This window comes from Bacillus sp. LM 4-2, assembly GCF_000978495.1.
Taxonomy (GTDB): Bacteria; Bacillota; Bacilli; order Bacillales; family Bacillaceae; genus Bacillus; species Bacillus subtilis.
Genome location: NZ_CP011101.1, coordinates 2,132,748 through 2,158,096 on the forward strand (window position 1 = coordinate 2,132,748; position 25,349 = coordinate 2,158,096).

General features: G+C 42.4%; 32 protein-coding genes. 10 read left to right on the plus strand and 22 right to left on the minus strand.

Translation table 11 applies throughout. The features are described from left to right. Positions 1-5: 5 nt before the first annotated feature. From bslm_RS10385 to ilvA, 4 genes are all read right to left on the minus strand, one after another. A complete protein-coding gene (locus bslm_RS10385; RefSeq protein ID WP_003245956.1) occupies positions 6-773 on the minus strand; it encodes an SGNH/GDSL hydrolase family protein in 768 nt (255 codons plus the stop codon). Between the two features lie 77 nt (positions 774-850). Then, complete coding sequence (gene scuA / locus bslm_RS10390; protein WP_046381122.1) at positions 851-1,432, minus strand: cytochrome c oxidase assembly accessory protein ScuA; 582 nt, start codon at positions 1,430-1,432, stop codon at positions 851-853. A gap of 146 nt (positions 1,433-1,578) precedes the next feature. After that, positions 1,579-1,830 carry a YpmP family protein gene (locus bslm_RS10395; protein WP_046381123.1) on the minus strand — a complete coding sequence of 84 codons (252 nt, stop codon included), beginning with the start codon at positions 1,828-1,830 and terminating at the stop codon, positions 1,579-1,581. An 85-nt stretch (positions 1,831-1,915) separates the two neighbouring features. Further along, positions 1,916-3,184, minus strand: a complete 1,269-nt coding sequence (gene ilvA / locus bslm_RS10400; RefSeq protein ID WP_014480067.1) for a threonine ammonia-lyase IlvA — start codon at positions 3,182-3,184, stop codon at positions 1,916-1,918. A 248-nt stretch (positions 3,185-3,432) separates the two neighbouring features. On the opposite strand from ilvA, the gene bslm_RS10405 reads away from it, so the two are divergent. Together bslm_RS10405 and trhA are read left to right on the plus strand one after the other, a co-directional pair. Beyond that, positions 3,433-4,428, plus strand: coding sequence for a sigma 54-interacting transcriptional regulator (locus bslm_RS10405; protein ID WP_046381124.1), 996 nt, complete (start codon positions 3,433-3,435; stop codon positions 4,426-4,428). 20 nt (positions 4,429-4,448) lie between these two features. After that, complete coding sequence (gene trhA / locus bslm_RS10410) at positions 4,449-5,090, plus strand: PAQR family membrane homeostasis protein TrhA (protein ID WP_004398522.1); 642 nt, start codon at positions 4,449-4,451, stop codon at positions 5,088-5,090. Positions 5,091-5,129: 39 nt separating this feature from the next. Here the strand turns inward: trhA and bslm_RS10415 are convergent, their stop codons facing one another. From bslm_RS10415 to bslm_RS10465, 11 genes are all read right to left on the minus strand, one after another. Next, positions 5,130-5,750, minus strand: a complete 621-nt coding sequence (locus bslm_RS10415; protein ID WP_015251864.1) for a hypothetical protein — start codon at positions 5,748-5,750, stop codon at positions 5,130-5,132. After that, the gene (dfrA, locus tag bslm_RS10420) at positions 5,751-6,257 is read right to left on the minus strand and encodes a dihydrofolate reductase DfrA (protein ID WP_046381125.1); all 507 of its coding nucleotides are present in this window, start codon (positions 6,255-6,257) and stop codon (positions 5,751-5,753) included. It abuts the gene before it with no gap. After that, entirely contained in the window at positions 6,254-7,048 is a 795-nt protein-coding gene (locus tag bslm_RS10425) for a thymidylate synthase (RefSeq protein WP_046381126.1), read from the minus strand. The genes dfrA and bslm_RS10425 overlap by 4 nt, the downstream gene beginning before the upstream one ends. Positions 7,049-7,131: 83 nt before the next feature. Next, the gene (locus bslm_RS10430) at positions 7,132-7,665 is read right to left on the minus strand and encodes a phosphatidylglycerophosphatase A family protein (RefSeq protein WP_003230797.1); all 534 of its coding nucleotides are present in this window, start codon (positions 7,663-7,665) and stop codon (positions 7,132-7,134) included. Between the two features lie 17 nt (positions 7,666-7,682). Further along, positions 7,683-8,294 carry a YpjP family protein gene (locus bslm_RS10435; protein WP_009967559.1) on the minus strand — a complete coding sequence of 204 codons (612 nt, stop codon included), beginning with the start codon at positions 8,292-8,294 and terminating at the stop codon, positions 7,683-7,685. A gap of 260 nt (positions 8,295-8,554) precedes the next feature. Then, entirely contained in the window at positions 8,555-9,328 is a 774-nt protein-coding gene (locus bslm_RS10440; protein ID WP_042976327.1) for a class I SAM-dependent methyltransferase, read from the minus strand. 41 nt (positions 9,329-9,369) lie between these two features. Next, positions 9,370-9,804: a bacilliredoxin BrxA gene (gene brxA / locus bslm_RS10445; RefSeq protein ID WP_003230794.1), complete on the minus strand. Its 435-nt coding sequence runs from the start codon at positions 9,802-9,804 to the stop codon at positions 9,370-9,372. Positions 9,805-9,910: 106 nt separating this feature from the next. Further along, the gene (gene ilvD, locus bslm_RS10450) at positions 9,911-11,587 is read right to left on the minus strand and encodes a dihydroxy-acid dehydratase (protein ID WP_009967560.1); all 1,677 of its coding nucleotides are present in this window, start codon (positions 11,585-11,587) and stop codon (positions 9,911-9,913) included. A gap of 288 nt (positions 11,588-11,875) precedes the next feature. After that, complete coding sequence (locus bslm_RS10455) at positions 11,876-13,009, minus strand: conserved virulence factor C family protein (RefSeq protein WP_032722021.1); 1,134 nt, start codon at positions 13,007-13,009, stop codon at positions 11,876-11,878. 59 nt (positions 13,010-13,068) lie between these two features. Beyond that, complete coding sequence (gene hdhQ / locus bslm_RS10460) at positions 13,069-13,686, minus strand: Mn(2+)-dependent (deoxy)ribonucleoside pyrophosphohydrolase (RefSeq protein WP_046381127.1); 618 nt, start codon at positions 13,684-13,686, stop codon at positions 13,069-13,071. Positions 13,687-13,701: 15 nt separating this feature from the next. After that, complete coding sequence (locus tag bslm_RS10465; protein ID WP_046381128.1) at positions 13,702-14,184, minus strand: glutathione peroxidase; 483 nt, start codon at positions 14,182-14,184, stop codon at positions 13,702-13,704. A gap of 342 nt (positions 14,185-14,526) precedes the next feature. Between bslm_RS10465 and metA the strand changes: the two genes are divergently transcribed. The 4 genes from metA (at position 14,527) to cspD (ending at position 17,254) form a co-directional block, all read left to right on the plus strand. After that, positions 14,527-15,432 (plus strand): homoserine O-acetyltransferase MetA, encoded by a 906-nt coding sequence (gene metA, locus bslm_RS10470; RefSeq protein WP_015714134.1) that lies wholly within the window; start codon positions 14,527-14,529, stop codon positions 15,430-15,432. Positions 15,433-15,662: 230 nt separating this feature from the next. Next, entirely contained in the window at positions 15,663-16,811 is a 1,149-nt protein-coding gene (locus tag bslm_RS10475) for a diglucosyl diacylglycerol synthase (protein ID WP_015483359.1), read from the plus strand. Between the two features lie 80 nt (positions 16,812-16,891). After that, on the plus strand, positions 16,892-17,023 hold the full coding sequence (locus bslm_RS21335; protein ID WP_125121253.1) for a hypothetical protein: 132 nt from the start codon (positions 16,892-16,894) through the stop codon (positions 17,021-17,023). A 30-nt stretch (positions 17,024-17,053) separates the two neighbouring features. Further along, complete coding sequence (gene cspD / locus bslm_RS10480) at positions 17,054-17,254, plus strand: cold-shock protein CspD (RefSeq protein WP_003230776.1); 201 nt, start codon at positions 17,054-17,056, stop codon at positions 17,252-17,254. Positions 17,255-17,305: 51 nt separating this feature from the next. Here cspD and degR read toward each other — a convergent pair whose 3' ends face one another. Further along, positions 17,306-17,488 carry a transcriptional regulator DegR gene (gene degR / locus bslm_RS10485; protein ID WP_003230774.1) on the minus strand — a complete coding sequence of 61 codons (183 nt, stop codon included), beginning with the start codon at positions 17,486-17,488 and terminating at the stop codon, positions 17,306-17,308. Positions 17,489-17,643: 155 nt separating this feature from the next. Here degR and bslm_RS10490 point away from each other — a divergent pair, with 155 nt between their 5' ends. Continuing rightward, positions 17,644-17,913: a DUF2564 family protein gene (locus tag bslm_RS10490; RefSeq protein WP_015251856.1), complete on the plus strand. Its 270-nt coding sequence runs from the start codon at positions 17,644-17,646 to the stop codon at positions 17,911-17,913. A 27-nt stretch (positions 17,914-17,940) separates the two neighbouring features. On the opposite strand, the gene bslm_RS10495 is transcribed toward bslm_RS10490, so the two are convergent. Together bslm_RS10495 and bslm_RS10500 are read right to left on the minus strand one after the other, a co-directional pair. Continuing rightward, positions 17,941-18,123, minus strand: coding sequence for a zinc-finger domain-containing protein (locus bslm_RS10495; protein ID WP_004399003.1), 183 nt, complete (start codon positions 18,121-18,123; stop codon positions 17,941-17,943). After that, positions 18,116-18,796, minus strand: coding sequence for a ribonuclease H family protein (locus bslm_RS10500; protein WP_021481511.1), 681 nt, complete (start codon positions 18,794-18,796; stop codon positions 18,116-18,118). The genes bslm_RS10495 and bslm_RS10500 overlap by 8 nt, the downstream gene beginning before the upstream one ends. An 82-nt stretch (positions 18,797-18,878) precedes the next feature. Between bslm_RS10500 and bslm_RS10505 the strand changes: the two genes are divergently transcribed. From bslm_RS10505 to sspL, 3 genes are read left to right on the plus strand one after another with little or no spacing between them, the layout of a single operon-like run. Then, positions 18,879-19,568, plus strand: coding sequence for a queuosine precursor transporter (locus tag bslm_RS10505; RefSeq protein WP_038429197.1), 690 nt, complete (start codon positions 18,879-18,881; stop codon positions 19,566-19,568). After that, positions 19,568-19,966: a reverse transcriptase-like protein gene (locus bslm_RS10510; protein ID WP_003230765.1), complete on the plus strand. Its 399-nt coding sequence runs from the start codon at positions 19,568-19,570 to the stop codon at positions 19,964-19,966. The genes bslm_RS10505 and bslm_RS10510 overlap by 1 nt, the downstream gene beginning before the upstream one ends. A gap of 41 nt (positions 19,967-20,007) precedes the next feature. Next, a complete protein-coding gene (sspL, locus tag bslm_RS10515; RefSeq protein ID WP_003218255.1) occupies positions 20,008-20,136 on the plus strand; it encodes a small, acid-soluble spore protein L in 129 nt (42 codons plus the stop codon). Between the two features lie 7 nt (positions 20,137-20,143). Here the strand turns inward: sspL and exnP are convergent, their stop codons facing one another. From exnP to dynA, 4 genes are all read right to left on the minus strand, one after another. After that, on the minus strand, positions 20,144-21,034 hold the full coding sequence (gene exnP, locus bslm_RS10520; RefSeq protein ID WP_003230763.1) for a 5'-3' exonuclease ExnP: 891 nt from the start codon (positions 21,032-21,034) through the stop codon (positions 20,144-20,146). Between the two features lie 100 nt (positions 21,035-21,134). Further along, the gene (locus bslm_RS20740; RefSeq protein ID WP_003230761.1) at positions 21,135-21,281 is read right to left on the minus strand and encodes a hypothetical protein; all 147 of its coding nucleotides are present in this window, start codon (positions 21,279-21,281) and stop codon (positions 21,135-21,137) included. 74 nt (positions 21,282-21,355) lie between these two features. Next, the gene (locus bslm_RS10525) at positions 21,356-21,613 is read right to left on the minus strand and encodes a YpbS family protein (protein ID WP_038429198.1); all 258 of its coding nucleotides are present in this window, start codon (positions 21,611-21,613) and stop codon (positions 21,356-21,358) included. A gap of 64 nt (positions 21,614-21,677) precedes the next feature. Further along, entirely contained in the window at positions 21,678-25,259 is a 3,582-nt protein-coding gene (dynA, locus tag bslm_RS10530) for a dynamin GTPase (RefSeq protein WP_046381129.1), read from the minus strand. Positions 25,260-25,349 lie beyond the last annotated feature (90 nt).

Genomic DNA, 25,349 nt, shown 5'->3' on the forward strand with positions numbered 1-25,349 from the left:
TCACCCTACTCTTTCGGTAATCCTTCTTTTTTAATGGCTTGATAGACGCGCTTTGCGATAAGAGAATAACCCGTACCATTAGGATGAAAATCATCTTCCTCAGAAATTCGGCTGCTGTCACTTTTTTGATTGAACAAATCTTCGATATGAACGATTTTTGCATGTTTATCTTTTTTCAGCTCTTTTTCAGCAATATGGTTCCAATCCGTGACGACACCATTTATTTCATTTAGTTCTGATAATGTAAACGTAAACGGATTGTACATGCTGACATAAATCAGCTCAGCGTGATCATTCAGCTCGCGAATTTCAGAAATGATTTTTTCAAAGCGCTTTTCGTACGGTTTTTCCGCTTCCTGAAACGGTTCAACGGTTAATTGCAGAAAGTTTTGGCGAAGGATTTTCATCAAATCATTACCGCCAATTGTAAAAAAGACATAATCTGCGTCCTTTATGCCTTTTTGAACCTTTTTATCTTTTAGTTTTTCTAATAAATCATCCGAACGGTTCCCTTTTACGGCATAATTTTTCACGTCGACCGTTTTGACTTGTTTATCTGACCGGATAGAATCCGCCACCTTGCCGACATATCCTTTTCCGTCGGGATCTCCGACTCCTTCTGTCAGCGAATCTCCGACAGCCGCTATGACAATGTGTTCTTTTGTTTTCGTTTCATGGGCTTTTTGTTTTCCCTCAGATGATGTACGTATGCTCGTACACGCAGTAAGAAGCAAAATCAAACTGGCCATGATTGAAAAAATGCGCAGCTTCAATCTTGTTGCTCCTTCCCATTCTACTAGTGGAAAGTGTATCATGTTTTAGAAGATTTGCAAATGCCTAGGCTCTTAGCTTACTTGAGTGTACTGGCTGACTTCACATCGGAAATGATATCATTGTACGGTGTATTCTCCACTCCATTGTAATCTTTCAGCACCTTACCGTCCGGACCTACCAAATAAAAAGAAGATTGATGAATCACTTGGTCCTCTCCCTCCGGCTTCTTTACGATCGCTTTAAAGCTCTTAAGTGCGAACTCCTCAATCTCACTCTGGCTGTATCCCGTGAGAAAATCCCAGTTATCAAAAGATAATGGATAATTTGCGGCAAATTTCTTCAGCTGTTTCGGCTTATCGTTTTCTGGGTCAACACTAAATGATATGATGCGGACATCTATATTTTCGGCTTTCAGTTTTTTTTGCAGATCGGTCATATGAGCGGTCATTGGCGGACATATAGTTTCACAATTGGTAAAAATAAAATCCGCCAGCCATACTTCTCCTTTTAAACTCTCTAAAGAAACGTTCTTGCCGTCTTGGTTTTGAAATGTAAAAGGCTCCACCTCGTAATTGAGCGGATCTTTAATCTGCTGTCCTCCGCATGCACACAAAAACAGAAAAATCAGCCCAGCCGTTAACCCCTTGATAACCTTCATGACATCCACCCTTTCCAGCCAGCATAAAAACGCTTTCTAAAACCGTCCTTACTGTCCCATGTTTGTATTCGATACTGAGCAAAAAAAATCCTGCATGCCTCCCATTAACGATTACAAAGGAGGACATACAGGTAAAAAACGGCATGTTACGCGTTGTGCTTTAACATCTCTTGATGAAATACAGCCTGATAATCTGCCCACTTCATCCGGCGCTTCATATAATGTCGGAAAGAATACACTTTTGCCCTGCTGTTTGATGAAAACACTTCTTTTAAGTAGAATTGCAAATGGTGATGTAACATAAAGAAATAGTGCTCATCTTCCTTTAATACAGGTATTTCTGTCACTTTCACCTGAATCCCGTCACCGCGTTTGAACTCTAGGCTTTTGAGTAACAAGCTATCAATCCTCTTTTTTGTTTTTCTTCTATTATATATGATGCCAGCCGGGCTGTCTGTCATTTTGCGCGGTTGTGTAAAAAAATTAGATCAGCAAATGGAACAAGTCCTCATCCTTGTTCACCTCTACATAATGAAACGGTTTTTTGTTCATCCGTTCAATCAGCGGCCCATAATCGGCTTTGTTCTGCAGCTCGATGCCGACAAGAGCAGGTCCATTGCTTTTATTATTTTTCTTCGTATATTCAAATCTTGTAATGTCATCATTCGGCCCGAGGACTTCGTCAAGAAATTCGCGGAGCGCCCCCGCTCTTTGCGGAAAGTTGACGATAAAATAATGCTGAAGACCTTCAAAAATCAAGGAACGCTCCTTCATTTCCTGCATTCTTCCGATATCGTTATTGCCCCCGCTTACCACACACACCACGTTTTTCCCTTTAATTTCATCCTTGTACAAATCAAGCGCTGCGACAGAAAGAGCTCCAGCCGGTTCAGCAACAACCGCACATTCGTTATATAATTCAAGAATGGATGTACATACTTTTCCTTCAGGCACAAGGAGAATGTCATCAACGACAGTTTCCAGCGTCCGGAAGGTTTCCTCGCCAATTTTTTTAACAGCCGCACCATCTACAAACTTGTCAATTTTATCAAGTGTGACGACATGCCCAGCTTTGTTTGATTCAAAGTAGGATGCCGCTCCCGCCGGCTCAACAGCAATTACCTTTGTATCAGGAGACACGTTTTTCAAATATGTACCTACCCCAGAGAGAAGGCCGCCGCCTCCGACACTTGCAAAAAGAAAATGCGGTTCTGTATCAATGTCGTTTAAAATCTCGACTGCGAGCGTTCCCTGTCCGGCCATCACATCCGGATCATCGAACGGATGGATAAACGTCCGAGATTCCGCCTCACAGCATTCAGCAGCGCTTTTATACGCGTCGTCAAACGTATCGCCTGTCAAAATAATATCGATAAATCCTTTTCCGAATAGTTCAACTTGAGATACTTTTTGTCTCGGTGTAGTAGACGGCATAAAAATTTTCCCGTGAATGCCAAGATGTTTACACGAAAATGCCACACCTTGAGCGTGGTTTCCGGCACTTGCACACACAACTCCGTTCTCTGTCTGCTCGCTGGAAAGCTGTTTCATTTTATGATAAGCCCCTCTGAGCTTAAAAGATCTGACAACTTGCAAGTCTTCGCGTTTTAAATAGATATTGCATTCATATCTCTCAGAAAGTCTGTCATTCCTCTGCAAAGGTGTGTGAATGACAACGTCCTTTACGTTTTGGTGAGCCTTCAAAATGTCTTTCACTTGGATGAGAGAGTTTTCTTTAAGCAACGGTTTCATGTACAGATTCCTTTCTTGTTTTAAATCCCTATTTAATATGCCATTATAACATGAATATTCAAAAAATAAGACAATTATTTTTATTTAATAATTAAAAAAATACAGACTATGTCCACCACATCTTGTGGTAACTTCTGTTCAACCATTATCCTGCAGAGCCAAGAAAAAAGATAATCGTAAAATAAAGGGTGTTTTCAACCAAAAGGCATGATATAATGAAACCAATTAGAACCAAAAGGAGCCAATTGATGAATAGTGCACCAAAACTCAATACATTTCAACATCTAATCGGAGAACATCAAACTTTCCTGGAAGCGAAGCGAATCGCCAAGCAGTTCTCGTTATCGGAGCTTCCTGTCTTAATAACAGGAAAAATCGGAACAGGCAAAAATCACTTCGCACATGCCATACACTTGGAATCTTCGAGAAGCAATGAACCGTTTATAAGCGTCAATTGCAGCACCCATTCGGAAGAAACCCTTATTCATGAGCTTTTTGGCCCTAGCGGAAACACAGGTGTTTTTCAAAAAGCGGTACGAGGAACCCTTTTTCTTGATGATGTATGGCGCATGCCTGCTTCTGTACAAGCTCAACTGTTAAAAGCGCTTGATTCAGACACGGAGAAACCGCGAATGATCTGTGCTTCTGCAGACCGATCCGTAGAACATACCTTCAGGCAAGACTTATTCTACAGACTGAACATTTTAACGCTTACACTGCCCGAATTATCGGAACGAAAAAGCGATATACCGCTTTTGACACAGCATTTTCTCTCAAATTCCGGTCAGCAATTGTTAATCGATCCCTCCGTTTTTCAGGTGCTTGAGAAGCATGCATTTGAAGGCAATGTCAGGGAATTAAAAAACGCTGCAGATTATATGGTGGCAGTATCAAGCGGGAGTACGATTCAGCCATATGACCTGCCGCCATATATTAGAGGCGCGATAGACGGAAAAACGTCGAAGAAAAAAGCGAAGCTGCTGACTTTAATGGAAAAAGCTGAGTTTTTGTTTATTTTGGAAACAATAAAAGTATTGAACGAAAAAGGAGAACCTGCTAGCAGACGGATCATTTCTGAACACAGCAAAAATAACCAAACCTCGTTAACTCCTCAGCAGGTCAGAAGCCGTCTCGACTATTTGGAGAAAAAAGATTATGTCACCAAAAGCCGCGGACGCGCAGGCACAAAAATTACCTTTGAGGGCTTGAGCTTTATAGAGACGTTAAAAAATCAAATGATCTAGCGATCGAAAGGAGAATGCACTTGTTTACAATCAAAGAAGAGATCGCCAATGCGATTACACACGGCATCGGTGTCCTCTTATCCATCCCAGCATTAGTGTTTCTAATCATATTTGCGGCTAATTACGGGTCTGCATGGGACATTGTCAGCTTTACAATATTCGGTGTCTCTATGCTGCTGTTATATTTGAGCTCCACCCTGCTTCACAGCATCACACATAAAAAAACGAAGGACATTTTGGAGATTATTGATCATAGCGCGATTTACGTACTCATCGCCGGAACCTACACGCCTTTTTTGCTTGGGCCGCTGAAAGGCACACTCGGCTTTACCCTGTTGGTTATCGTATGGTCACTTGCCCTAGGCGGAATCGTTTTTAAAATTTTCTTTGTGAAACGGTTTATCCTATTGTCAACCTTCGTGTATTTAGTCATGGGGTGGCTGATGATTATTGCAGTTAAACCTTTATATGCTTCACTGAGCGGAGCGGGATTCAGCCTCCTTTTTCTCGGCGGCATTTTATACTCTGTCGGAACCATCTTTTACATTTGGAAAAAGATCCCCTTCCACCACGCCATTTGGCACAGCTTTGTATTGGGCGGGAGCGCTGCTATGTTTTTCTGCGTGCTCTTCTATTGTGTAAAGGTGCCGTTCCTTTCGTAACAGTAACAGAAAAGCGCAGTCTTCACGACTGCGCTTTTTTTATGCACGTAATTGTTTTTCATTGGCAGGTATATAAGCTTTTGAAAAGGACAATTCAATGTCTGCCGGTTTTAAGCGTTTAAAAAACGAGCCCTTTTGCATGTTATCTGTTCCTTTCGTTTCCACCATCACCAACGGAAGATGATAGCGGGCCGCAAGTTCTACAGGATCAATAGAACCATCTAGTGAAAGAATCAGGCTTTGTCCCTTTTCCAGCTGTTTTGTCACATCTTCATATACCTTTTCTGAATCCCCGTCTGAAATCACATCCATCCGATCCAGCCATTGCCCGATAAAAGGCAAGCGGAACACTTTTGGGTTGGCGATAAAGCCGGCCGGTTCCTCAATATATCCAGCAATTAAGGCCAGTTCAGCCAAACGCAAACGGGGATGCACATACAAAACAGGACCGTGTGGTATTGGCTCTGGCTGATGGATCGTCACAACTGAACCGGAGATGCCGATACAGCCTTCCAAAAACGCCTTTGGCTGTTCGTACACAAGAGTCATCTGTTTTTTGTATGACAGACGGGGATCGAGCATTGTTTGATTAAATAATTGTTTCATATTTTTTAACAGCATATACACAATATAAACCACTAGAAGGCTGTAGCGAACCAATTAAAATCCTCCCGCTTTAGAAGAATTCTTTTTTTCATATATTAGAAATTCGTAATCATACGGGTTTTTTTCGTCTTTGGTCCCCTGCTCAGAAGAAACCAGCTTCCAATTGGATTCATCAAATTCAGGGAAGTGACGGTCACCCTCAAACTCGTGATGAATTTTCGTCATATACAGTCTGTCCGCATAAGGGAAAAGGTCCGTATAGAGCTGAGCCCCTCCGATCACAAAGCATTCTTCAGGGCCTGAACAAATGTCCAGTACATCCTTTAATGAACCGACAACCGTGCATCCCGGAAATTCTGAAGCCGGCGCTGAGGTAACGACAATATTTTTCCGATTTGGAAGCGGACGTCCGATCGATTCAAATGTTTTCCGGCCCATAATGATTGAATGGCCCGATGTTACTTTCTTAAAGTATGCAAGATCATTGGGCAAATGCCACGGCAAATCATTGTCTTTGCCGATAAGCCTGTTGGTATCCATCGCAAAGATGAATGAAATCATACGCTGACCGCCCCTTTTATATGAGGATGCGGATCATAATCCTCGATGATAAAGTCCTCAAATGCAAAGTTAAAAATAGAATCAACCTTTCTGGCGAAACGAAGCTGCGGAAGCGGTCTAACATCTCTTTCAAGCTGCAAATTGACTTGTTCAATATGATTTTGATAGATATGAACATCACCAAATGTATGGATGAACTCGCCCGATTCAAGCCCAGTCACATGAGCAATCATCATGGTTAGCAGGGCATAAGATGTAATATTAAACGGCACACCTAAGAAAACATCGGCAGAGCGCTGATACAACTGACAGGACAGCTTGCCGTCAGACACATAGAATTGGAACAGGCAATGGCACGGCGGCAACGCCATTTTATCAATTTCACCAACATTCCAGGCGCTGACGATTAAGCGTCTGGAGTTCGGATTTGTCTTAATATCTTCAATAAGACGGGAAATTTGATCAATGGTTTCTCCATCAGCTCCCCGCCAAGAACGCCATTGGGAGCCATATACAGGTCCAAGTTCACCGTTTTCATCAGCCCACTCATTCCAGATTCGCACTCCGTTTTCCTGCAGATAGCGTACATTCGTATCTCCTTTTAAGAACCACAGCAGTTCATGCGCAATTGATTTAAAGTGGAGTTTTTTAGTGGTGAGCATCGGAAAGCCTTCCCGTAAATTAAATCTCATTTGATATCCGAAAGTGCTGATTGTTCCGGTCCCAGTCCGGTCTCCCTTTTTCTCACCATGCTCTAAAACATGTCTGCATAAATCCTTATACTGTTTCATTTTTTTCATCCTTTAAAAGTAGTCTTCTAGTAGTGTAACACAATAAAAAATCATTTCTGAACCCAGAAATGATTTTTTTATAGTCAGCTGACGACAGGCTTTTCATCCTGTTCTTTTTCTTCATCTTGCAGATCCTGATGCGTATGTGCAATTCTGCTCGCCGCTGCTGCAGCAAGAGCTGCCACAATATCATCCAAAAAGGTGTGAATACCGTCTGGACTTTCATCAAGTTCCTTAATAATTCCAATCTTCTCTTTATCCAAATAACCGAAATTGGTCAAACCGATCGACCCGTACACATTAACGATTGAAAGCGGGATAATTTCATCTATGCCGTAAAGCGGTTCATCCGTTTCAACAAGGTGCTGCAGCGGCTCGGGGAGAAGCTTCTGTTCTGCAAGCTGATCGAGTGCAAGGCCTGTCAAAACAGCATGAATAATTTCACGTTTGTTCAGGACTTTTTCTACATTCTCCATGCAAACACTGAGCGGCAGATTTGGATTGTATTTTTCCTGAAGTTTTTGAACAATCCGTGCAATATCTTCTATCATAACGCCCCGTTTGTTCAGCATATCCTTTGTTATATCGACCATTTCATTCATTGTGTACTTTTTCATGTCTAATGGCATCTCCTTTAGGCACTCATCCAGTTGGGAGGCGTGTTGCGGTCCCAGTAAATGCTCCCAAGCTCATGATGTGATTGAAATCCATCTTCTGCTGTATGATAATGAAAATTAAACCAGTAGCCGTCATGAGGCGGGTGGTCTCTTCGCACATGGAATCTGAGAAGATCTTCTCCAGTTGTCCGATTGTAAACGTTGAAAATTTTTTCCGTTTTGCCCGCTGAAGGCATGCTTGAGATCACAACATCTTGGTACGCCTCATCATCTTGCAATGTCGCTAAATAATCACTAATCACATTTTCGATTTTTGGCAGGATCTCTTTCCGATAGTCATCCTCAATGACAGGAGCGATTCTGCTGCCGAATTTTAAAAAGGACTGATCCTCAGCGCTGTCAAGGAGCTGTTCCTTATACGATTGAAAAAGCAGTTCAGGATCTCGCCTGTCATCCGACTCATCATCGTACAGGTCATGCTCATCATAAAAAGCGGTGTAATCATTCTGCTCAAGGCTGCTCGGCTGTCCGGAAGGCTTGTCCGCCATAAGGGCAGCCGGAGGAGATACGAGCCCGAACGTTACAATGGTAAATAAAACCACAAGGGTCTTTCTCATCCACAATTTCATGACTGCTTATTCCTCTCTATTTTATTGTCATGTTTCTCTTATTTTAGCACATCCAAAACATGCAAGTCATGTACTATATGAAACTGATATGCAAATTAGGAGATTCGTTGCTATGCACTTTGTGTAAAAACGCTTACAATATTTCATGAAAGGAGGCTTTCCGCATGATTGACGCTCTGTTTGCCACAGTTTCACTCTTAACATTATTATACTTTGTCGTCATGGAGGTCACCGATTAACAAGAAAGCCCGTGATATGAATCACGGGCTTGTTTGAATGACGCCATAATGGAACAGTGCTGTTTTTCTTTTCATGACGTTAAAACCAAACTGTTCAAACCGCGGGCTTTTCCAGTGGTCTTTTAGCACAACGCTTTTTCTGGCGACTCGTACCGCTTCATTGATACATCCTTCGTGCAAAACTGAATCCTCTGCCAAATCACGTAAAGGCGCGATGCCGTCAGAGGTTTCTACAGGTTCATGAAACATTGGATCGAAATAAACCACATCAACAGAGTTGTCAGGAAGCTGCTTGATGTGTTCAAAGCAATCACCATTCTTCACCTGGATTCTTCTCATCGCAGCTTGAAGCTCTTCTATACCCGTTTCCCATGAATGCAGCCCCGTCCTCACTAAAACAGACACAAGATGGTTTTTTTCAATCCCAACAACAGAACCCGTTTCGCCTACTGCCATACTTGCGATAATGGCATCTGACCCCAGCCCGAGTGTGCAATCTAAAAACGTATCCCCTTCAGATAAGCCGGCAGCCCGAAGCATAGGCTCTTGCTCTCCCTGTAAGAAGCGTTTGGCTCTAAACATCGCTGTATTCGGATGAAAAAAGAATTTGGCACCTTGTTTCGTATACAGCTCAAACCGCTCTTTGCCGACCACAAGCAAATCGCGTTCAGCTGACTTCAGCAGGTGTTCAACCGTTTGTTTATTCCGGCCGCAGTATGGCATATTTAGCTCTTTAGAAAGCTGCTTTGCGGTTTTTATGGTGTGTTCAGACGGTCTATAGCTTGTTGTTATCATCTTCTGTACTCCCAAAAAGAAAATGCCCGGAGAACGGGCATTTAGCAGTGCGCATCGAAGGCAGCAGTCAGATTTTTCATGATTTCTTCCATATCGTGTCCTTCAATTTCATGACGCGGAATAAAATGTACGACTTCTTTGCCTTTCAAAAGAGCCATTGATGGTGAAGAAGGCTCCTGGCCAGTAAAATACTCACGCATTTTCGCAGTAGCTTCTTTATCTTGGCCAGCAAATACAGTCACCGTATTGTCAGGTGTTTTGTCATTCTGGAGGACTGCCTGTGTAGCCGCAGGACGCGCAAGGCCTGCCGCGCAGCCGCATACAGAGTTAACGACTACAAGAGTTGTGCCCTCTGCCTTTTCCATAAAGTTTTCTACTTCTTCCGCTGTTGTTAACTCTTCAAAACCTGCTCCAGTCAGCTCGCGGCGCATCGGTACGACAAGCTGGCGCATGTATTCTTCATAAGCCATTGACATAAAAAAAGCCCCCTCTAGTATCCTTCATCTGAAGTAAAGGATACTATAGAGAGGGCCGGATTTCAAATGTTCACGCCTTAAAATAAAAGAAAGTGTCCCCAGCTATCTAGATTTTCATAATACCGCCGGTGTTGGCACTTGTCACAAGTTTAGAATAACGTGCCAGGTAGCCGGTTTTCACTTTCGGTTCAAAACCTTTCCAGTTCGCTTTTCGTTTTTCCCACTCTTCTTCTGGCACTTGTACATCCAAGATGCGTTTTTCAATATCAACGATAATATGGTCTCCGTTTTCAACAAAGGCAAGCGGCCCGCCCTCAGCGGCCTCAGGTGATACGTGGCCGATTGAGAGGCCACGGGAGGCTCCGGAAAAACGTCCGTCCGTAATCAATGCCACTTTTGGCCCGAGTCCCATTCCAACGATTTGGGATGTTGGCGCCAGCATTTCCGGCATGCCAGGTCCGCCTTTTGGCCCTTCGTATCTGATGATGACAACGTCGCCTTCTTTTACTTTTCGGTTGATAATGCCGTCAAGCGCCTCGTCCTGAGAATCGAATACGACAGCCGGCCCTTCGTGTCTTGTAATCCCATTCTGTACGCCGCCTGTTTTAATGATAGCGCCGTCCGGAGCTAGATTACCGAATAAAACAGCAAGGCCTCCCTTTTCAGTGAATGGTTGATCCAGCGGGTGAATGACGTCATAATCCTTTACTTCATGTCCGGCAATGGTTTCTCCAAGAGTTTTTCCTGTAACAGTCAGCGCGTCTAAATGAAGCGCTCCTTCTTTCTTGGAAAGCTCATTCAGAGCCGCTGACACGCCGCCCGCTTCATGAAGATCTTCAATAAACACATCCGATGCAGGCGCCAGCTTGGCCAAGTGCGGCACGCGCTCAGCGACTTCGTTAATGCGTTCTAAAGAGTATTCAACGCCGGCTTCGTTTGCAAGGGCAAGGGTATGAAGAACGGTATTTGTAGAACCTCCGAGCGCCATATCGAGTGCAAACGCGTTATCAATCGCTTTTACTGTAACAATATCACGCGGTTTGATATCTTTGCGAATCGTTTCCATTAATTGCGCAGCCGATTTTCTCACAAACTCTTTGCGTTCCGGAGATGTCGCCAGAATGGTTCCATTACCCGGCAAAGCAAGACCAAGTGCTTCTGACAGACAGTTCATTGAGTTCGCCGTAAACATGCCTGAGCAAGACCCGCACGTTGGGCATCCGAACTGCTCTAGTTCTTGAAGCTCGTTTTCGTTGATTTTCCCTGCTTGGTAGGCGCCTACCCCTTCGAATACTGAGGAAAGGGAGATTTTTCGCCCGTCACTTGTTCTTCCTGCCGCCATCGGTCCGCCGCTGACAAAAATCGTCGGAATGTTGATGCGCATTGCCGCCATAAGCATTCCCGGTGTGATTTTGTCGCAGTTCGGAATACAGACCATTCCGTCAAACCAGTGTGCGGATACAACCGTTTCCACAGAGTCTGCGATAATTTCACGGCTTGGCAGCGAATATCTCATACCGATATGCCCCATTGCGATGCCATCATCTACCCCAATGGTATTAAATTCAAACGGCACGCCCCCTGCTTCTCTGATTGCTTCTTTTACGATTTTCCCAAACTCCTGCAAGTGAACATGACCGGGAACGATATCAATGTATGAATTACACACCGCAATAAACGGCTTGCCGAAATCCTCTTCTTTTACTCCTGCTGCACGAAGCAAACTGCGGTGCGGAGCTCTATCGATTCCTTGTGTGATCATATTACTGCGTAATTCTGCCATGGTGATCCTCCTAAATTCTTTCAATTGTTTGATTGGATTTTATTTTGAAAATTTTCAGTTTATTTATGGGCTGTTTTTGCAAATAAGATAAATTCAGGCCGCCCTCACCTTGTTTTGTTCTTTCGTGTTTTTATATTTATATAGCTTTCTTTCGATTTGAACCCTCCAACTATTAATATTGTTACTTACTATAAATAGTTTTCGGATATTTTTCAACAATATTCGAAATAATTTTTATAAAAAGTGAATTCACATAAAAAAGGTGCATGATCTGCACCTTTTTTATTTCTATTCGCCTTTTTTTCTGCTTTCCGTCATTTGTTTCCAAACAGAACCTTTTGCTTCTTCTCCATGCTCAATACGTTCAAGCGCCATTTTGACTTGAAGGCTGACCTCAAATTCGGGGTCATCTTCGGCAGCGCGCAAAGCTTCAATTGCACTTTCATCGCCGACTTCGTACAGGAACATGGCCGCACGCCAGCGAACAAGCTTGCTGGAGTCGCTTAATGACTTGATCATAGCAGGAATGGCTTGAGGATCGCCGATATCAGACAGGCAGTCTCCGGCCGTTCTTCTGACTGATACAGCTTTGTCCTCAAGTGCTTTATACAATAGAGGAAGAACATCAGGTGTTTCAATCATTCCTAAGTACACAACAGCCTGTCTTCTGATGGACACCTTTGGATCATCCAATGCCTTCTGTAAAACCGGGATATCCTCTTCTTTCGGATCCATCTGTTCCAAGTGTGCATAACGCTTTTTCCAGTCCTCATCATCCAGCATATCAAGCGTTACTTTATACGCTTTGCGCTGTACAGCTTGTTTTGCTTCGCCCTTTCCTTGAGCGGCTGCTTCAGTCAGTCGTTTCAGCCGTTCATCACTGTATGCCGCCTGAAGCTCTTCTGTCACATCATGGCCGATTTCATCAAAGTCACCGAATCTGACACCTTGTTCTTTCCAAGCCCGCTCAAACACAACATTAGAAGCTTCAGATCTAAGTTTTAAGATCGCCTGCTGAAAGCGTTCAGGTAAGCCGAAGCGTTCTTCCCGCTCTCCATCGGTTAATTTAACTTGCATAGGAATGCCGCTGAACATCTGCACAAAAACTTTTACCTCTCCAAAAGATTCTTGATCAGAACGATTTTCTTCTCCGCTTTCAGCACTTTCCATCCCAAATGCAGTGCGGACTTGCGGTAAAATGTCTTTCCAGTCGTATCTTGCATTCCGTTCAACAGCAAGAAAATCTGCGACGTGATATACCCCTTTAACTCCATCTATTTTAAGAATTTCCGCTATAACAGGCGGTGCGCCTTCTGCTTGCTCAGGTTTATAGTTATTGCTTTTGCCCGCCGGAAGCTCTTCCGTTAAGATGACTTTCATTGTATTCGGGCTTGGTGTAGGTTCAATTGATTTTATCTTCATGATCGTCCTCCTATAGCATATCTGTGACTTATTCTATCATAGTCGCTCCAAGCCTTCTATTACGACGTTTCGGCATCAATCCCGGGTATGTCTTTTTCTAATTGGCGGACAAACTGAAGCATAAAATTGTGTCTTTCTTCTGCCAGTTCCCGTGCAGTGTCTGTATTCATCATATCTTTCAGCCGCAGCAGCTTATGAAAAAAATGAGCGTAGGCGCTTTGCTCATCTCCATAAAGGCCATGCCCGTTTGCGCCCGCAAACATGAAAGCTCTCGCAATGCCGACACCACCAATCGCATCAAGTCTGTCAGCATCCTGTACGGCTTTTCCCTCAATTGAGAGCGGCTCCTTCGCCAGCTTTTCCCTGTCTCGAAAGGACATCCTTGTTATAATATGAATCACCCTGTCAGCATTCTCTTTTCCTACTCCGAAAAAAACGAGCTGATCATATACTTCGTTCACAGAAAGCCTGACCGTGTCAGGCAGCTTCACATCAATTAAATCATGAACCAAAGCCGCCATTTCAACAATGAACAAATCCGCTTTTTCCTTTTCTCCAATATAAGCTGCAAGATCTGCTACTCTTGATACATGATGCCAGTCATGCCCAGAGCTTTCGTCAGTCAGGATAGATTGAACCCATGTCCTGATTTGCTCTGCCTGCTTCAATTCCTTCACAAAAACACCCTCTTTTTATTGCTCTAATAGCTTCACGATAGTGTCTTCCAGCTCTTTCGGATTTGTATTTGGTGAATAACGGCCAACGATTTCTCCATTTCTATCCACTATAAATTTCGTGAAATTCCACTTGATCGCCTTAGTTCCCAGCATCCCTTTCGCATGTTCTGTCAAATACATAAACAGCGGGTGGGCGTTTTTCCCGTTTACATCCACTTTTGAAAACATAGGAAATGTAACACCGTAATTTGTTTTACAAAATTCCTGTATGTCAGCCTCTTCACCAGGCTCTTGGTTCATGAATTGATTGCAGGGGAACCCTAAGATCTCCAGCCCCTCCTGCTGATATGTATCATATAATTCTTGCAGCTGCTTTAATTGGGGAGTAAAACCGCACTTACTTGCTGTATTCACGATCATCAGTACCTTTCCTGCGAATGGCTGAAGTGTCATGTCTTTCCCTGTGATTGTACGTACCTTCATATGATAAATAGACATGTAAGTCCCTCCTATGTCTCTGGTGCTGATTATTTTACCTTTTTTAAATCGCAATTCAAAATGTAAACATCAATTAAGAACTCATAAGAAACCTAACGATATAAGCGTCCGTTCATTATCAATTCATATGGCTCGTTTTTTATCTTATCATTCTATAAAACATTACAATTCCCTCTGACATCATGGAAAATCATTTTACTGTGAAACCAAAAGGCGTGTCAGTGCGTTTTATTTAAAGAGTTTTCTGTTGTTTCCCCCTCAACACGTATAGATAGATTGAAAATTGGCGTGAAAATTCCTATAATGAAGAAAATTAAACGGGGAAATAATGGAGGTGGCACGTTGCCTATTAATATACCAACACACCTGCCGGCAAAACAGGTGCTTGAAAGTGAACATATATTTGTAATGGATGAAAGCAGAGCATTTCATCAGGATATCCGGCCGCAAAAAATTATTATATTAAATTTGATGCCGAAAAAAATCCAAACAGAGACTCAGCTTCTCAGATTGCTTGGAAATTCGCCTTTACAGGTTCATTTCACATTTTTAATCCCAAGCACACACACGCCGAAAAATACTGCGAGAGAACACCTTGACGAATTTTACACGACTTTTTCCAATATCCGTCACAAGAGGTTTGACGGCATGATTATCACCGGTGCGCCGATCGAGCATTTGGCGTTTGAAGAGGTTTCATATTGGGAAGAGCTCAAGGAAATCATGGAGTGGAGCAAAACAAATGTCACTTCAACCTTGCATATTTGCTGGGGTGCTCAAGCAGGTTTGTACTACCATTACGGTGTGGAAAAAATTCAAATGCCGAAAAAAATCTTCGGTGTGTTCGAACATACCGTTCTTTCAAAACACGAAAGATTGGTAAGAGGTTTTGACGAGCTATACTACGTGCCGCATTCCCGGCATACAGATATAAATATGGAACAGCTTCAAGCAGTGCCCGAGTTAAACATTCTTACCGCATCAAAGGAAGCCGGGGTGTGCTTAATTGTGTCTAAAGACGAAAAACAAGTCTTTTTGACAGGGCACCCTGAATATGATACAAATACGCTTCTTCAAGAGTATGAAAGAGATTTGGAACGAAACCTTTCTACTGTCGAGGAGCCTAAACATTATTTTGCAAAAGGCAGCAACGAGCCAGTGAATCGCTGGAAAGCGCATGCCACATTATTGTTTATGAATTGGCTGAATTATTACGTTTACCAAGAAACTCCTTATGAATGGGACTAATTTTTCTTTTTTTAGTGATACGCTGAGCAAAAAATATGATAAAATACATCTGATTCAGTCTGCGTATAACAAAAATTTAAAATACTGGAATCCAAATCATTTAAAATTAGCTTAACTTTTTCACTGCATTAATAATTCGATTATGTATTTGTGTTATGTTTATGTATAGACAATAACTCCTTACGATGCATGAAGCTTGCTTGTTGTTGATTACATTGAGGTGAATTTACTTGAATACCAATAAAAGAGTATTAATTTTGACTGCAAATTACGGAAATGGACATGTGCAGGTAGCCAAAACACTTTATGAACAATGTGTACGGCTCGGCTTTCAGCATGTAACAGTTTCTAATTTGTACCAAGAGTCAAATCCGATTGTTTCAGAGGTAACTCAATACCTTTATTTAAAAAGCTTCTCAATCGGGAAACAGTTTTATCGTTTGTTTTATTACGGAGTTGACAAAATCTATAATAAACGTAAATTCAATATTTACTTTAAAATGGGTAATAAAAGATTGGGCGAACTTGTCGATGAACATCAGCCCGATATTATTATTAATACATTTCCGATGATCGTCGTGCCGGAATACAGACGCCGAACTGGAAGAGTCATTCCTACCTTCAACGTTATGACTGATTTTTGTCTTCATAAAATTTGGGTTCACGAAAACGTGGATAAATATTATGTGGCGACAGATTACGTGAAGGAAAAACTGCTGGAGATCGGCACTCATCCAAGCAATGTAAAAATCACAGGAATTCCAATCAGGCCGCAATTTGAAGAATCCATGCCGGTTGGCCCGATATATAAAAAGTACAATCTTTCACCAAACAAAAAAGTGCTTCTGATCATGGCAGGTGCTCACGGTGTATTAAAGAACGTAAAAGAGCTGTGCGAAAACCTTGTCAAGGATGACCAAGTGCAAGTAGTTGTCGTGTGCGGGAAAAATACGGCTTTAAAAGAATCTTTGAGTGCGCTTGAGGCGGAAAATGGTGACAAATTAAAAGTTCTGGGCTATGTGGAGCGCATTGATGAGCTATTCCGAATCACAGATTGCATGATTACCAAGCCCGGCGGCATTACTTTGACAGAAGCCACAGCCATTGGAGTGCCTGTCATTCTGTACAAACCCGTGCCTGGCCAGGAAAAAGAAAATGCAAACTTCTTTGAAGACCGCGGAGCTGCCATCGTTGTGAACCGTCATGAAGAGATTCTCGAGTCAGTCACTTCCCTTCTTGCAGATGAAGATACCTTGCATCGCATGAAGAAAAACATTAAGGACCTTCATTTAGCAAACTCCTCTGAAGTGATTTTAGAGGATATCCTGAAGGAATCAGAAATGATGACTGCCAAACAAAAAGCCAAAGCGCTATCGTAATGGCGTACTTGAGAGCATACGAAAATCGTGTGCTCTTTTTATTTATATTCAGCCATTAATAAAAGCGGTTACATTTTTTTATGAAACTTACCCTTCTTTTGAAAAATAAGCCGTTTCGAAACTTGACGGGTGCTCCCAGATGGTGTATAGTTGAACCATCATTTAACAATGAATCAAAGTTAGATGATGACAAAATTTTTTTTAGCACATGAGTGCTACAGTACTAGGAGGAATTAAGCAATATGCAAAACGGTAAAGTAAAATGGTTCAACAACGAAAAAGGATTCGGCTTCATTGAAGTTGAAGGCGGAGACGATGTATTTGTTCACTTCACAGCTATCGAAGGAGATGGATACAAATCATTAGAAGAAGGACAAGAAGTTTCTTTTGAAATTGTCGAAGGTAATCGTGGACCTCAAGCTTCTAATGTTGTAAAACTCTAAACTCAATACATGATGATGAGATGACAAATAGAGGAGAGGCATTCGCCTCTCCTATTTGATTTTCATCTGGATTTCAATCGCCAAAATGTTTTGTTTACACCTCTGTTCAATCTCTTCAACATACTTTTCCATTGACGGTTTTCCTTTTTTCGCGATATCCGCCAGTTCTTCTAAATCACTGTATATTTCTATAAATGTTTTGTGAAGGATCAACTTCAAGTCTTTATCATCCATAGCTGCGTTCCCCTTCTCTATCAAGATACCTCAAATAGTAAAACAGTCCTATTTATTCTGGTTCAATAGTTATATCGGCTTATTTTTATTTTCTTTTCTATTTTGGTACATAAATTTCAAAAAAACTCTGCAAAATAATGGCGGAGGTGTTTTTTGTGACTTCAGAATTTCATAATGAGGATCAGACTGGCTTTACGGATAAGCGGCGGCTGGAACTAGCGGTGGAAACAGCGCAGAAAACAACAGGAGCTGCGACGAGAGGCCAAAGCAAAACATTAGTCGACTCTGCATACCAAGCCATTGAGGATGCTAGAGAACTGTCACAATCTGAAGAGCTGGCAGCTCTCGATGATCCTGAATTTGTAAAGCAGCAACAGCAGCTGCTAGATGACAGCGAGCATCAGCTGGATGAATTCAAAGAATAAAAACCGCAGCTTCTGCGGTTTTTATTTTTAGTGATTGGTTAAGACATCTCCGTATTGTTTCAACTTTTCACCAACCGTACATTTATTGATACAAAATGAATGCGCATAAGTTTTGCCAAATTCTTTGCGAAACTGCTTCTTAATAAAACAGTCCTTGCAATATTCATCGTGCAGTTCTGTCAGTTCTTTAAAGATCATTTTCTTATCCAATATCGTCATCTCCGTTACGGTCTAATTTCGTGTGGCTTTCTACGAATTGATGGGATAGAATTTTTTTAGCGAGGCCGTCAGCTTCCTGATTGTCTTTTCGTTGTATTGTTTCGTAGGTTGGAGTAAGCTTCAGCGATTCAAGGAGTGCTTCTATTTTGTCAAGCCATTCATTATGAGATGGATCATAACAAGGCCAGCTGCCGTCAAGCTGATTCAGCACAACAAGCGAGTCCCCTTTGATTGTAATTGAATTTCTGCTTGCCCCCAGCTCTCTTACTTCTCTTATTGCTTCATAAAGCGCTGCGTATTCAGCTTCATTATTGGTTTTCAGCCGGAAGCTTTTATTTTTTCTCAAGCGATGACGGATTCCTCCCAATGAATAATAGATGACGATCCCGAGACCGGCCAGTTCGCTCTCCTTATCGAAACTGCCGTCAAAATAAACAGTAATGTCATCAGGCTCTTGAGCAAGCTCCTCTGTCAGCTTTTCCAATTCCTTCAGCGTCCAGCTGCCGCCTTTCTCGTCTTCGAACTCTAGCTCTTTCATGTATGGAAAACGTCCAAGTTCTCTGGCGAGCATACGTGCCTGCTGTGCTGTCAGCCAGTCTTCGCTAAAAAATGAGACGGATCCTGTTCCTTTTGCTTCTATTTTCAAATGCGGTCTGAGCTTCATTACAATCACCTTACCATTCATTAGTTGTCGGGCTTATGCTATAATCAAACCAATCTTACCCCGGAAAGGAAGCTTTTTCATCTTGTTTAATAATTCGTTTTGGATCTTTTTTGCGATCATTCATTTTATCATTGTTCTTTTATTTTATAAAGGATTTGGCAAAATGGGGCTGTTTGTTTGGATCGGTTTTGCGACAGTCTGCGCCAACCTCCAAGTCGTCAAAACAGTCGAACTGTTTGGCTTAACAGCGACACTTGGGAATGTGATGTATGGCACAATCTTTTTTGCGACAGATGTGCTGAATGAAAAATACGGGCCAGCTGAAGCCAGAAAAGCGGTATGGCTCGGATTCTCAACGCTCCTGACGCTGACATTTGTCATGCAGGGCGTGCTGCTTTTCGAACCGGCTTCCAGCGACATATCACAAACAGCGCTGGAAACGATCTTCGGATTCCTTCCGCGAGTTGCGTTAGGAAGTCTGCTTGCCTTTATCTTCAGCCAAACGCTGGATGTTTATGTATATTCGGCAATTAGAAGGATATTTCCTTCTGATCGGCTTTTATGGCTCAGAAACGGCGGCAGTACAGCAGTCAGCCAGTTGTTTGATACATTCATATTCACTGCAGTCGCCTTTCTCGGCATTTATCCGGCAGGCGTGTGGCTTCATATTTTTATTTCTACATATTTGATTAAGTTTGCGGTATCTTTAATTTCATTGCCTTATGCCTATGCAGCCAAAAAAATGATACCTAATGATGAAAGGAGTTCATAATGCCTACAGAAATATATGTAGACGGCGCAAGCGCCGGTAATCCAGGGCCTTCCGGTATCGGCATTTTTATCAAACATGAGGGAAAAGCAGAATCTTTCTCTATTCCAATCGGAGTGCATACAAACCAAGAAGCGGAATTTCTTGCATTAATTGAAGGGATGAAGCTATGTGCAACGCGCGGGTATCAATCAGTTTCCTTTCGAACCGATTCAGATATTGTGGAACGCGCCACTGAGCTTGAAATGGTTAAAAATATAACGTTTCAACCGTTTGTAGAAGAGATCATCCGATTAAAAGCGGCATTCCCTCTTTTTTTCATCAAATGGATACCGGGCAAGCAAAACCAAAAAGCCGATCTTCTGGCAAAAGAAGCGATTCGGCTGAATGAAAAGAATTAAATCTTGATCATTGGTTCATCCTAATGGCGAGGTGAACTAACATGAAAAAGAAAGATAAAGGCCGGCTGACCGGCGGTGTTACTCCGCAAGGCGACCTGGAAGGCAATACACATAATGACCCTAAAACAGAGCTTGAGGAGAGAGCAAAAAAAAGCAATACAAAACGCTAGAGAGGATCTAAACGATCTCTCTAGCGTTCAGCTTTTCAAGCATACGCTCAATTCCTTTAATTTGGTGGCGGCGAAGCATGTCAGCCGCCTGCTCCATTTGCAAAGTAAATAAAGCGTCTTTCAGTGTGCAGGCCAGCGGCACTGAGCAATGGATTTCCGCAAGCTTCCTCGACATCTCCAAATCGCTTAAACCTTGCTGAATTTTTCCCTGCTGTCCTTTTGGAAGAAGAGAAAGATTTTCCAATAAACGGTCAATCGTTTCGTATTCACGAATCAATTTGTAGGCTGTTTTTTCTCCAATGCCTTTGACTCCGGGATAGTTATCACTGGAATCACCCATAAGCGCTTTAATATCAATCAAAGCCTTCGGCATTACGCCTGTTTCTTCATAAAAAGTCTCTTTTGTATAGACTTTATAATTTCCGATTCCTTTTTGAAGCAAAGCAACGCTTACTTTATCCGTTAACAGCTGAAGTAAATCTCTGTCCCCTGTTACGACCGTAATGTCCGCTTCATTCGCAAATAAATCGGCAAGAGTACCGATACAGTCATCCGCTTCATAGCCGGCAAAGCCAATATTCATGATTCCAAGCTCTGCGGCTGCTTCCTTTGCCAAATCAAACTGCGGAATCAGCTCCACAGGCGGCGCGCTGCGGTTGGCCTTATAATCTTGGAACAAGTCATTTCGGTACGTTTTGCTCCCCATGTCCCAGCAGCAGACGACGTGTGTCGGCTGGAATGTTTCCACAGCTGTAATCAAATGCTTTAAAAAGCCGTTGACGCCGTTCGTCGGCACCCCGCTGTCATTTATCATAAAGTTGCGATGTACGGCCGTGGCAAAAAAGGCCCGGAATAAAAGAGCCATGCCGTCAACCAGCAATAGTTTATTATTATTCATCAAATAACTCCCTTTTCTTTCATTCCTTCTATTTTATCATAAAGCAGCCCAAAAATAAAAAACAGTATCTCTTTAATTAGAGATACTGTTTGGATATTTATCAATCGTTGTGTCTTTTGTTGCTGGCGATCAGCTTTTCAGCTTCGCGTCCTGCGTAAGAGTCAAAATGGGTTTGAAATCCGTTTTTCTTTTTGGCATTGTTATTCGCCTGTGCATTTCTGTTTCCGAGCTTTGTTCTGCCCAACATGAATCCCCCCTTACGTCGGATGCATATAGTATATGCTTCCGGCAGGAGGTTCACTCGCGACAGGATCATCCAGCTTACATGCGGCTTACGTATTCTCTGACCATTTCTTTTGATACAAGCCGTCTTGTCGGGACGATGCCTTTTTTAGCGAGCTGATTCATTTGCTCGGTAATTTCATTAATTGCATCTGTAGTATAAGGTTCACCGTTTTTGCATTTAGCAACAGCTTCTTCAATCGCCAATTCACGCATATTTTCAAGACGCATAAATGCTTTGATATGCTCGTGCTGTTTTGATGAATGTGCTGAAATTGCTTTATGTACCTCTGACATTAATCGTTCATCTCGCTTTTTTCTATTTAGTCTATCATGACTTGAAATACAAGCCAACTGAATTTTACATTTTTATTGTATTGTCTGAATTTTTCCAGGAGATGCACGCCTGGTACGCTATTTCAATCTCTTTCGCATGTTCCCCTTCCGCATATCCTCTTAAATATGTCTCTTTTTGATCCGTTATTTGCGCGATTGCTTTTTCACCCATATCTTCCTGTAAGCGTCTGAGGTGAGCTGTGTAATGAGAGATCAGGCTTTCTTCTTCATTTTTTATCCATGCCTCTGTGATTTTCGTAAGTTTCATCCGTACAGCTCCGATAAAGGCCGATTTTCCTTTCTGCTCAAAAAACTGTTTCGGTGATTTGACCTCTTTTAGTTCCTGCTCAAAAGCACGTTCTTCTATTTCCGGTTCAACTTCCTTCAACTGTATGCCGTTCGAATGCTGATCACCCGCATAAACGGAAAAATAACCGTCCTCGTTTAATGTTTTTTGAAATTGATCCAGCCATTCTTCATTGATATGCCGTTCGATGAAACCGCTCATGCGAACATCAAGCGTTTTGATTTCCTGAATATATTCAAATTGATATTCATGTAAGGCTGTTGTCATCGCCTTACTGACGTTCTTTTTCCAATCCCCGTTTTGCAGTCCGGGATGAAATGCCGATTTTAATAAATCATTTGCAAAATATGATAATCGCTGTGTAATGTGATATAGCTGCTCTCTTGTATCTTTTTTTACTTTTTCAATGATGGTTTCTGAGTTCCGCCGTTTCTCGATATCGGCCGCTGTCCGCTCAAATGACAGCATAAGGCGCTGTTTCTGCGCTTCCGTCTCTTCTCGGGACTGATGCTGGGATTGGTGAAGCTGAAAAACAGTTTCGCATAGTTTGTCTGCCTCCGAACTGAGCTGCGCTGCTGACGCTTTTTTTACATCCACTTCGATAAACCGGTCTAAGTGTTTTCTTACTTTCGAGAACTGATTATAAAATGACTCCGGTTTTCCCACCAGTTCCTCCTTACTTGATACGGTAAAGAGCTGCGGCTCATAAACCCCTTCTTTTACAAGCTCTGCGCTGACATAATCGGTCACTGTTTCGAGCTCTGTTTTATCTTTTGCAAGGTCTGCAGCATTAATAATAAAAAACATTTTATCCATGCTGAGCGATTCTTTCACAAGTCCAAGCTTTCGCAAAAATGAACGGTCTCCTTTTGAAAAAGAGTGTTGATAATAAGTCATATAAAAAAATGCATCGGCATCTTTGATATATTGGAATGCCAGTTCTGTATGCCGTTTATTCATGCTGCTCGCGCCGGGTGTATCAACGATCGTAATCCCTTTTTCAGTGAGCGGGCATGTATAGTAGACCGTTACCTCTTTTACAGCACAGGCCGTTGTTTCCTCTGCTACATACGGCTTTAATTCAGATAGCGGAATCGTTAATTTCTTCTGTTCCTGTATATACTGCTGATACTTCTCGTATGCAAGCAGGAAATTGCTGATCAATTTCACGTGTTCTTCCTGCAGCCTGTTTTTTTTGACTGCCTTTTCCCACTTCTCTGTGAAGGAACGGCCTGCCGGTTCCTTTGGTATTCCGGTGAGCTGCAAAATTTCAGCCGTTATGTCATCCTCTGTCTTAAACACTACATCCGCTGTTTTGTTTAAGTTGCCATTGATTGGCTTTGTGATCTTGTTAATTGTCGCTGTGGTTGGCGTTGGTGAGGATGGCAGCACTCTTTCGCCGACAAGCGCATTGGCAAATGATGATTTCCCCGAGCTGAAGCCTCCAAAAAGAGCGAGTGTAAATTTCCGTTCCTCAAGCCTTTTCACCCTTTCACGAAACGCTGAAGTTTGCTTTAACAACATGCTGCATTCGCCTAAAAGGTCAGACAAAGTGTAAAAGCGTTTGATTTGGTCTTGAAGCGGCATTTCTTGTTCCATTTTGATTTCTGATTTCGGCATCGGCTGCGCCGTCAGCTGGCTTCGGCCTTGTTTCTGCTCTGGAGCCGCCACTCTTGTTTTCTTCGATTTAAACCATTCTGTGTCTATATGCATTGGGCATGCGGACTCTTCTTCCCAAATGGCCCACAGGCGATCGGTTTTCTCTCGGGTATTATTCTCTAAACGCGCCTGTTCTTGAAGAAAGACAAGTTTTTCTGATTCTTGGACGAGCCGGTCGTTAATTGTTTGCACATCTTTGGAAACACGCTCTTTCACCATAGCGGAGAGCACCTTTATGATGTCTGCGGCTTCTCTTTTCGCCTCTTTCCGGATGAGCTCTGCCAAGTCTTTTGTATATTGCAATACATATTCAGAGGAAAAGGCTGCACCATGCTTGACCGCGCGTTCAATGATGCTTATATCAAGCGTTGTGCGATAGGCCTGAATCAGCTTTTCACTTTCAGCGGTATAGACATCAAATGCCTTGGCGAGTTTATGAAGCATGTCTATCATATGCCAATCCGCTTCGGCCTCTGTTCGTTTTGCCACATCAGAGAAAAAAGCATTCCGCCTTTTATCTCTTTCCTGTGCAGTTTTCGCTTTAGAAAAGAAAAAGCCGGTTTTAAAAGAAGGCTCTTGTGATTCTAAAAATGCAGCCGCCAATTCACGCATTTCAAAAGGCGTCAGGTTTGCGTTTTTTAAAATACGATTGATTTCTTCCTGCATCCTCGTCTCTGCCTCAGTCGTTTGTTTTTCGGCCTCATTCAATTGATCACGCAGCGATTGGACCAGTCCAATTTGGATATTAAGCTGTTCAGCGAAACTCGGAGCGCCTGTTTCGTCTTTCTTCAGCATTTCCGTATGTTCCTTTAGCAGATTACGGACTTTTTGTTCCGTTAAAGCCTGCATATTGCTTTTTGATTGCTGTTCTATTCTTCTTAACTCTTCTCTCAGGGCCCCCATCTGATTGAACGGGTGATCCGGTTCTGTTACTGATGTAAAATAGAGCGCTTCCCTTGAAATCCCTTCATTGCAAAGCATCTCCTCTACCTGCGCTTGATAGTCTCCAAATTTCGTCTCCGTCTCATCATGGCGGTCAATTTGATTGACGATAAAATACACATTCGGAATGCTTTCTTTTATTGATCTGAGAAACTTTACATTTTCTTCAGAGTGCACGTGATTATAGTGAACGACGTAAAACAGCGCATCCGCTTGGTGAAGAATAGAAGCAGCCGATAGAAAATGAGCATCATCTGTTGAATCTATCCCTGGAGTATCAATATACGCAACCCCGGAATCGATCTCAGTATACCTGTCAAAAATTTCGACGCTTTCAATCTGTTCCCCGTCTTTACAATATTGCTGCACCTTGTCTTTCTGGTAAGCCCCTTCCAGCTCAGCACACGCTCCGTCTGTTGTATGAAGCCGAACTCGCTTTTCCCCGTTTCTGATCACAACAAGGTTAGCGCTTGTCGGAATCGGGCTTGTCGGCAAAATATTCTCCATTAACAGGCAGTTCAGCAGTGACGATTTTCCCGCTGAATAATGCCCGGTAAACGCGATATAAACCTCTTCATCAGCCGCTTTTTTCATGACCGCAGCCAGTTTAGCAGCCCTTTGTTCATCTTGATTCTCAATAAATTGCTTATAAATTTCCCCAGTTTTATGCAAAAGCTCTTTTCTGTTTTGATCTGTCATAAGTCTGAACCCCTTTGTGCCGTTTCAATTGTGAACCTTTTTCGAAAGATCTGAATTCATTCCCTTTTCATTTTACACAAGAATAAACCA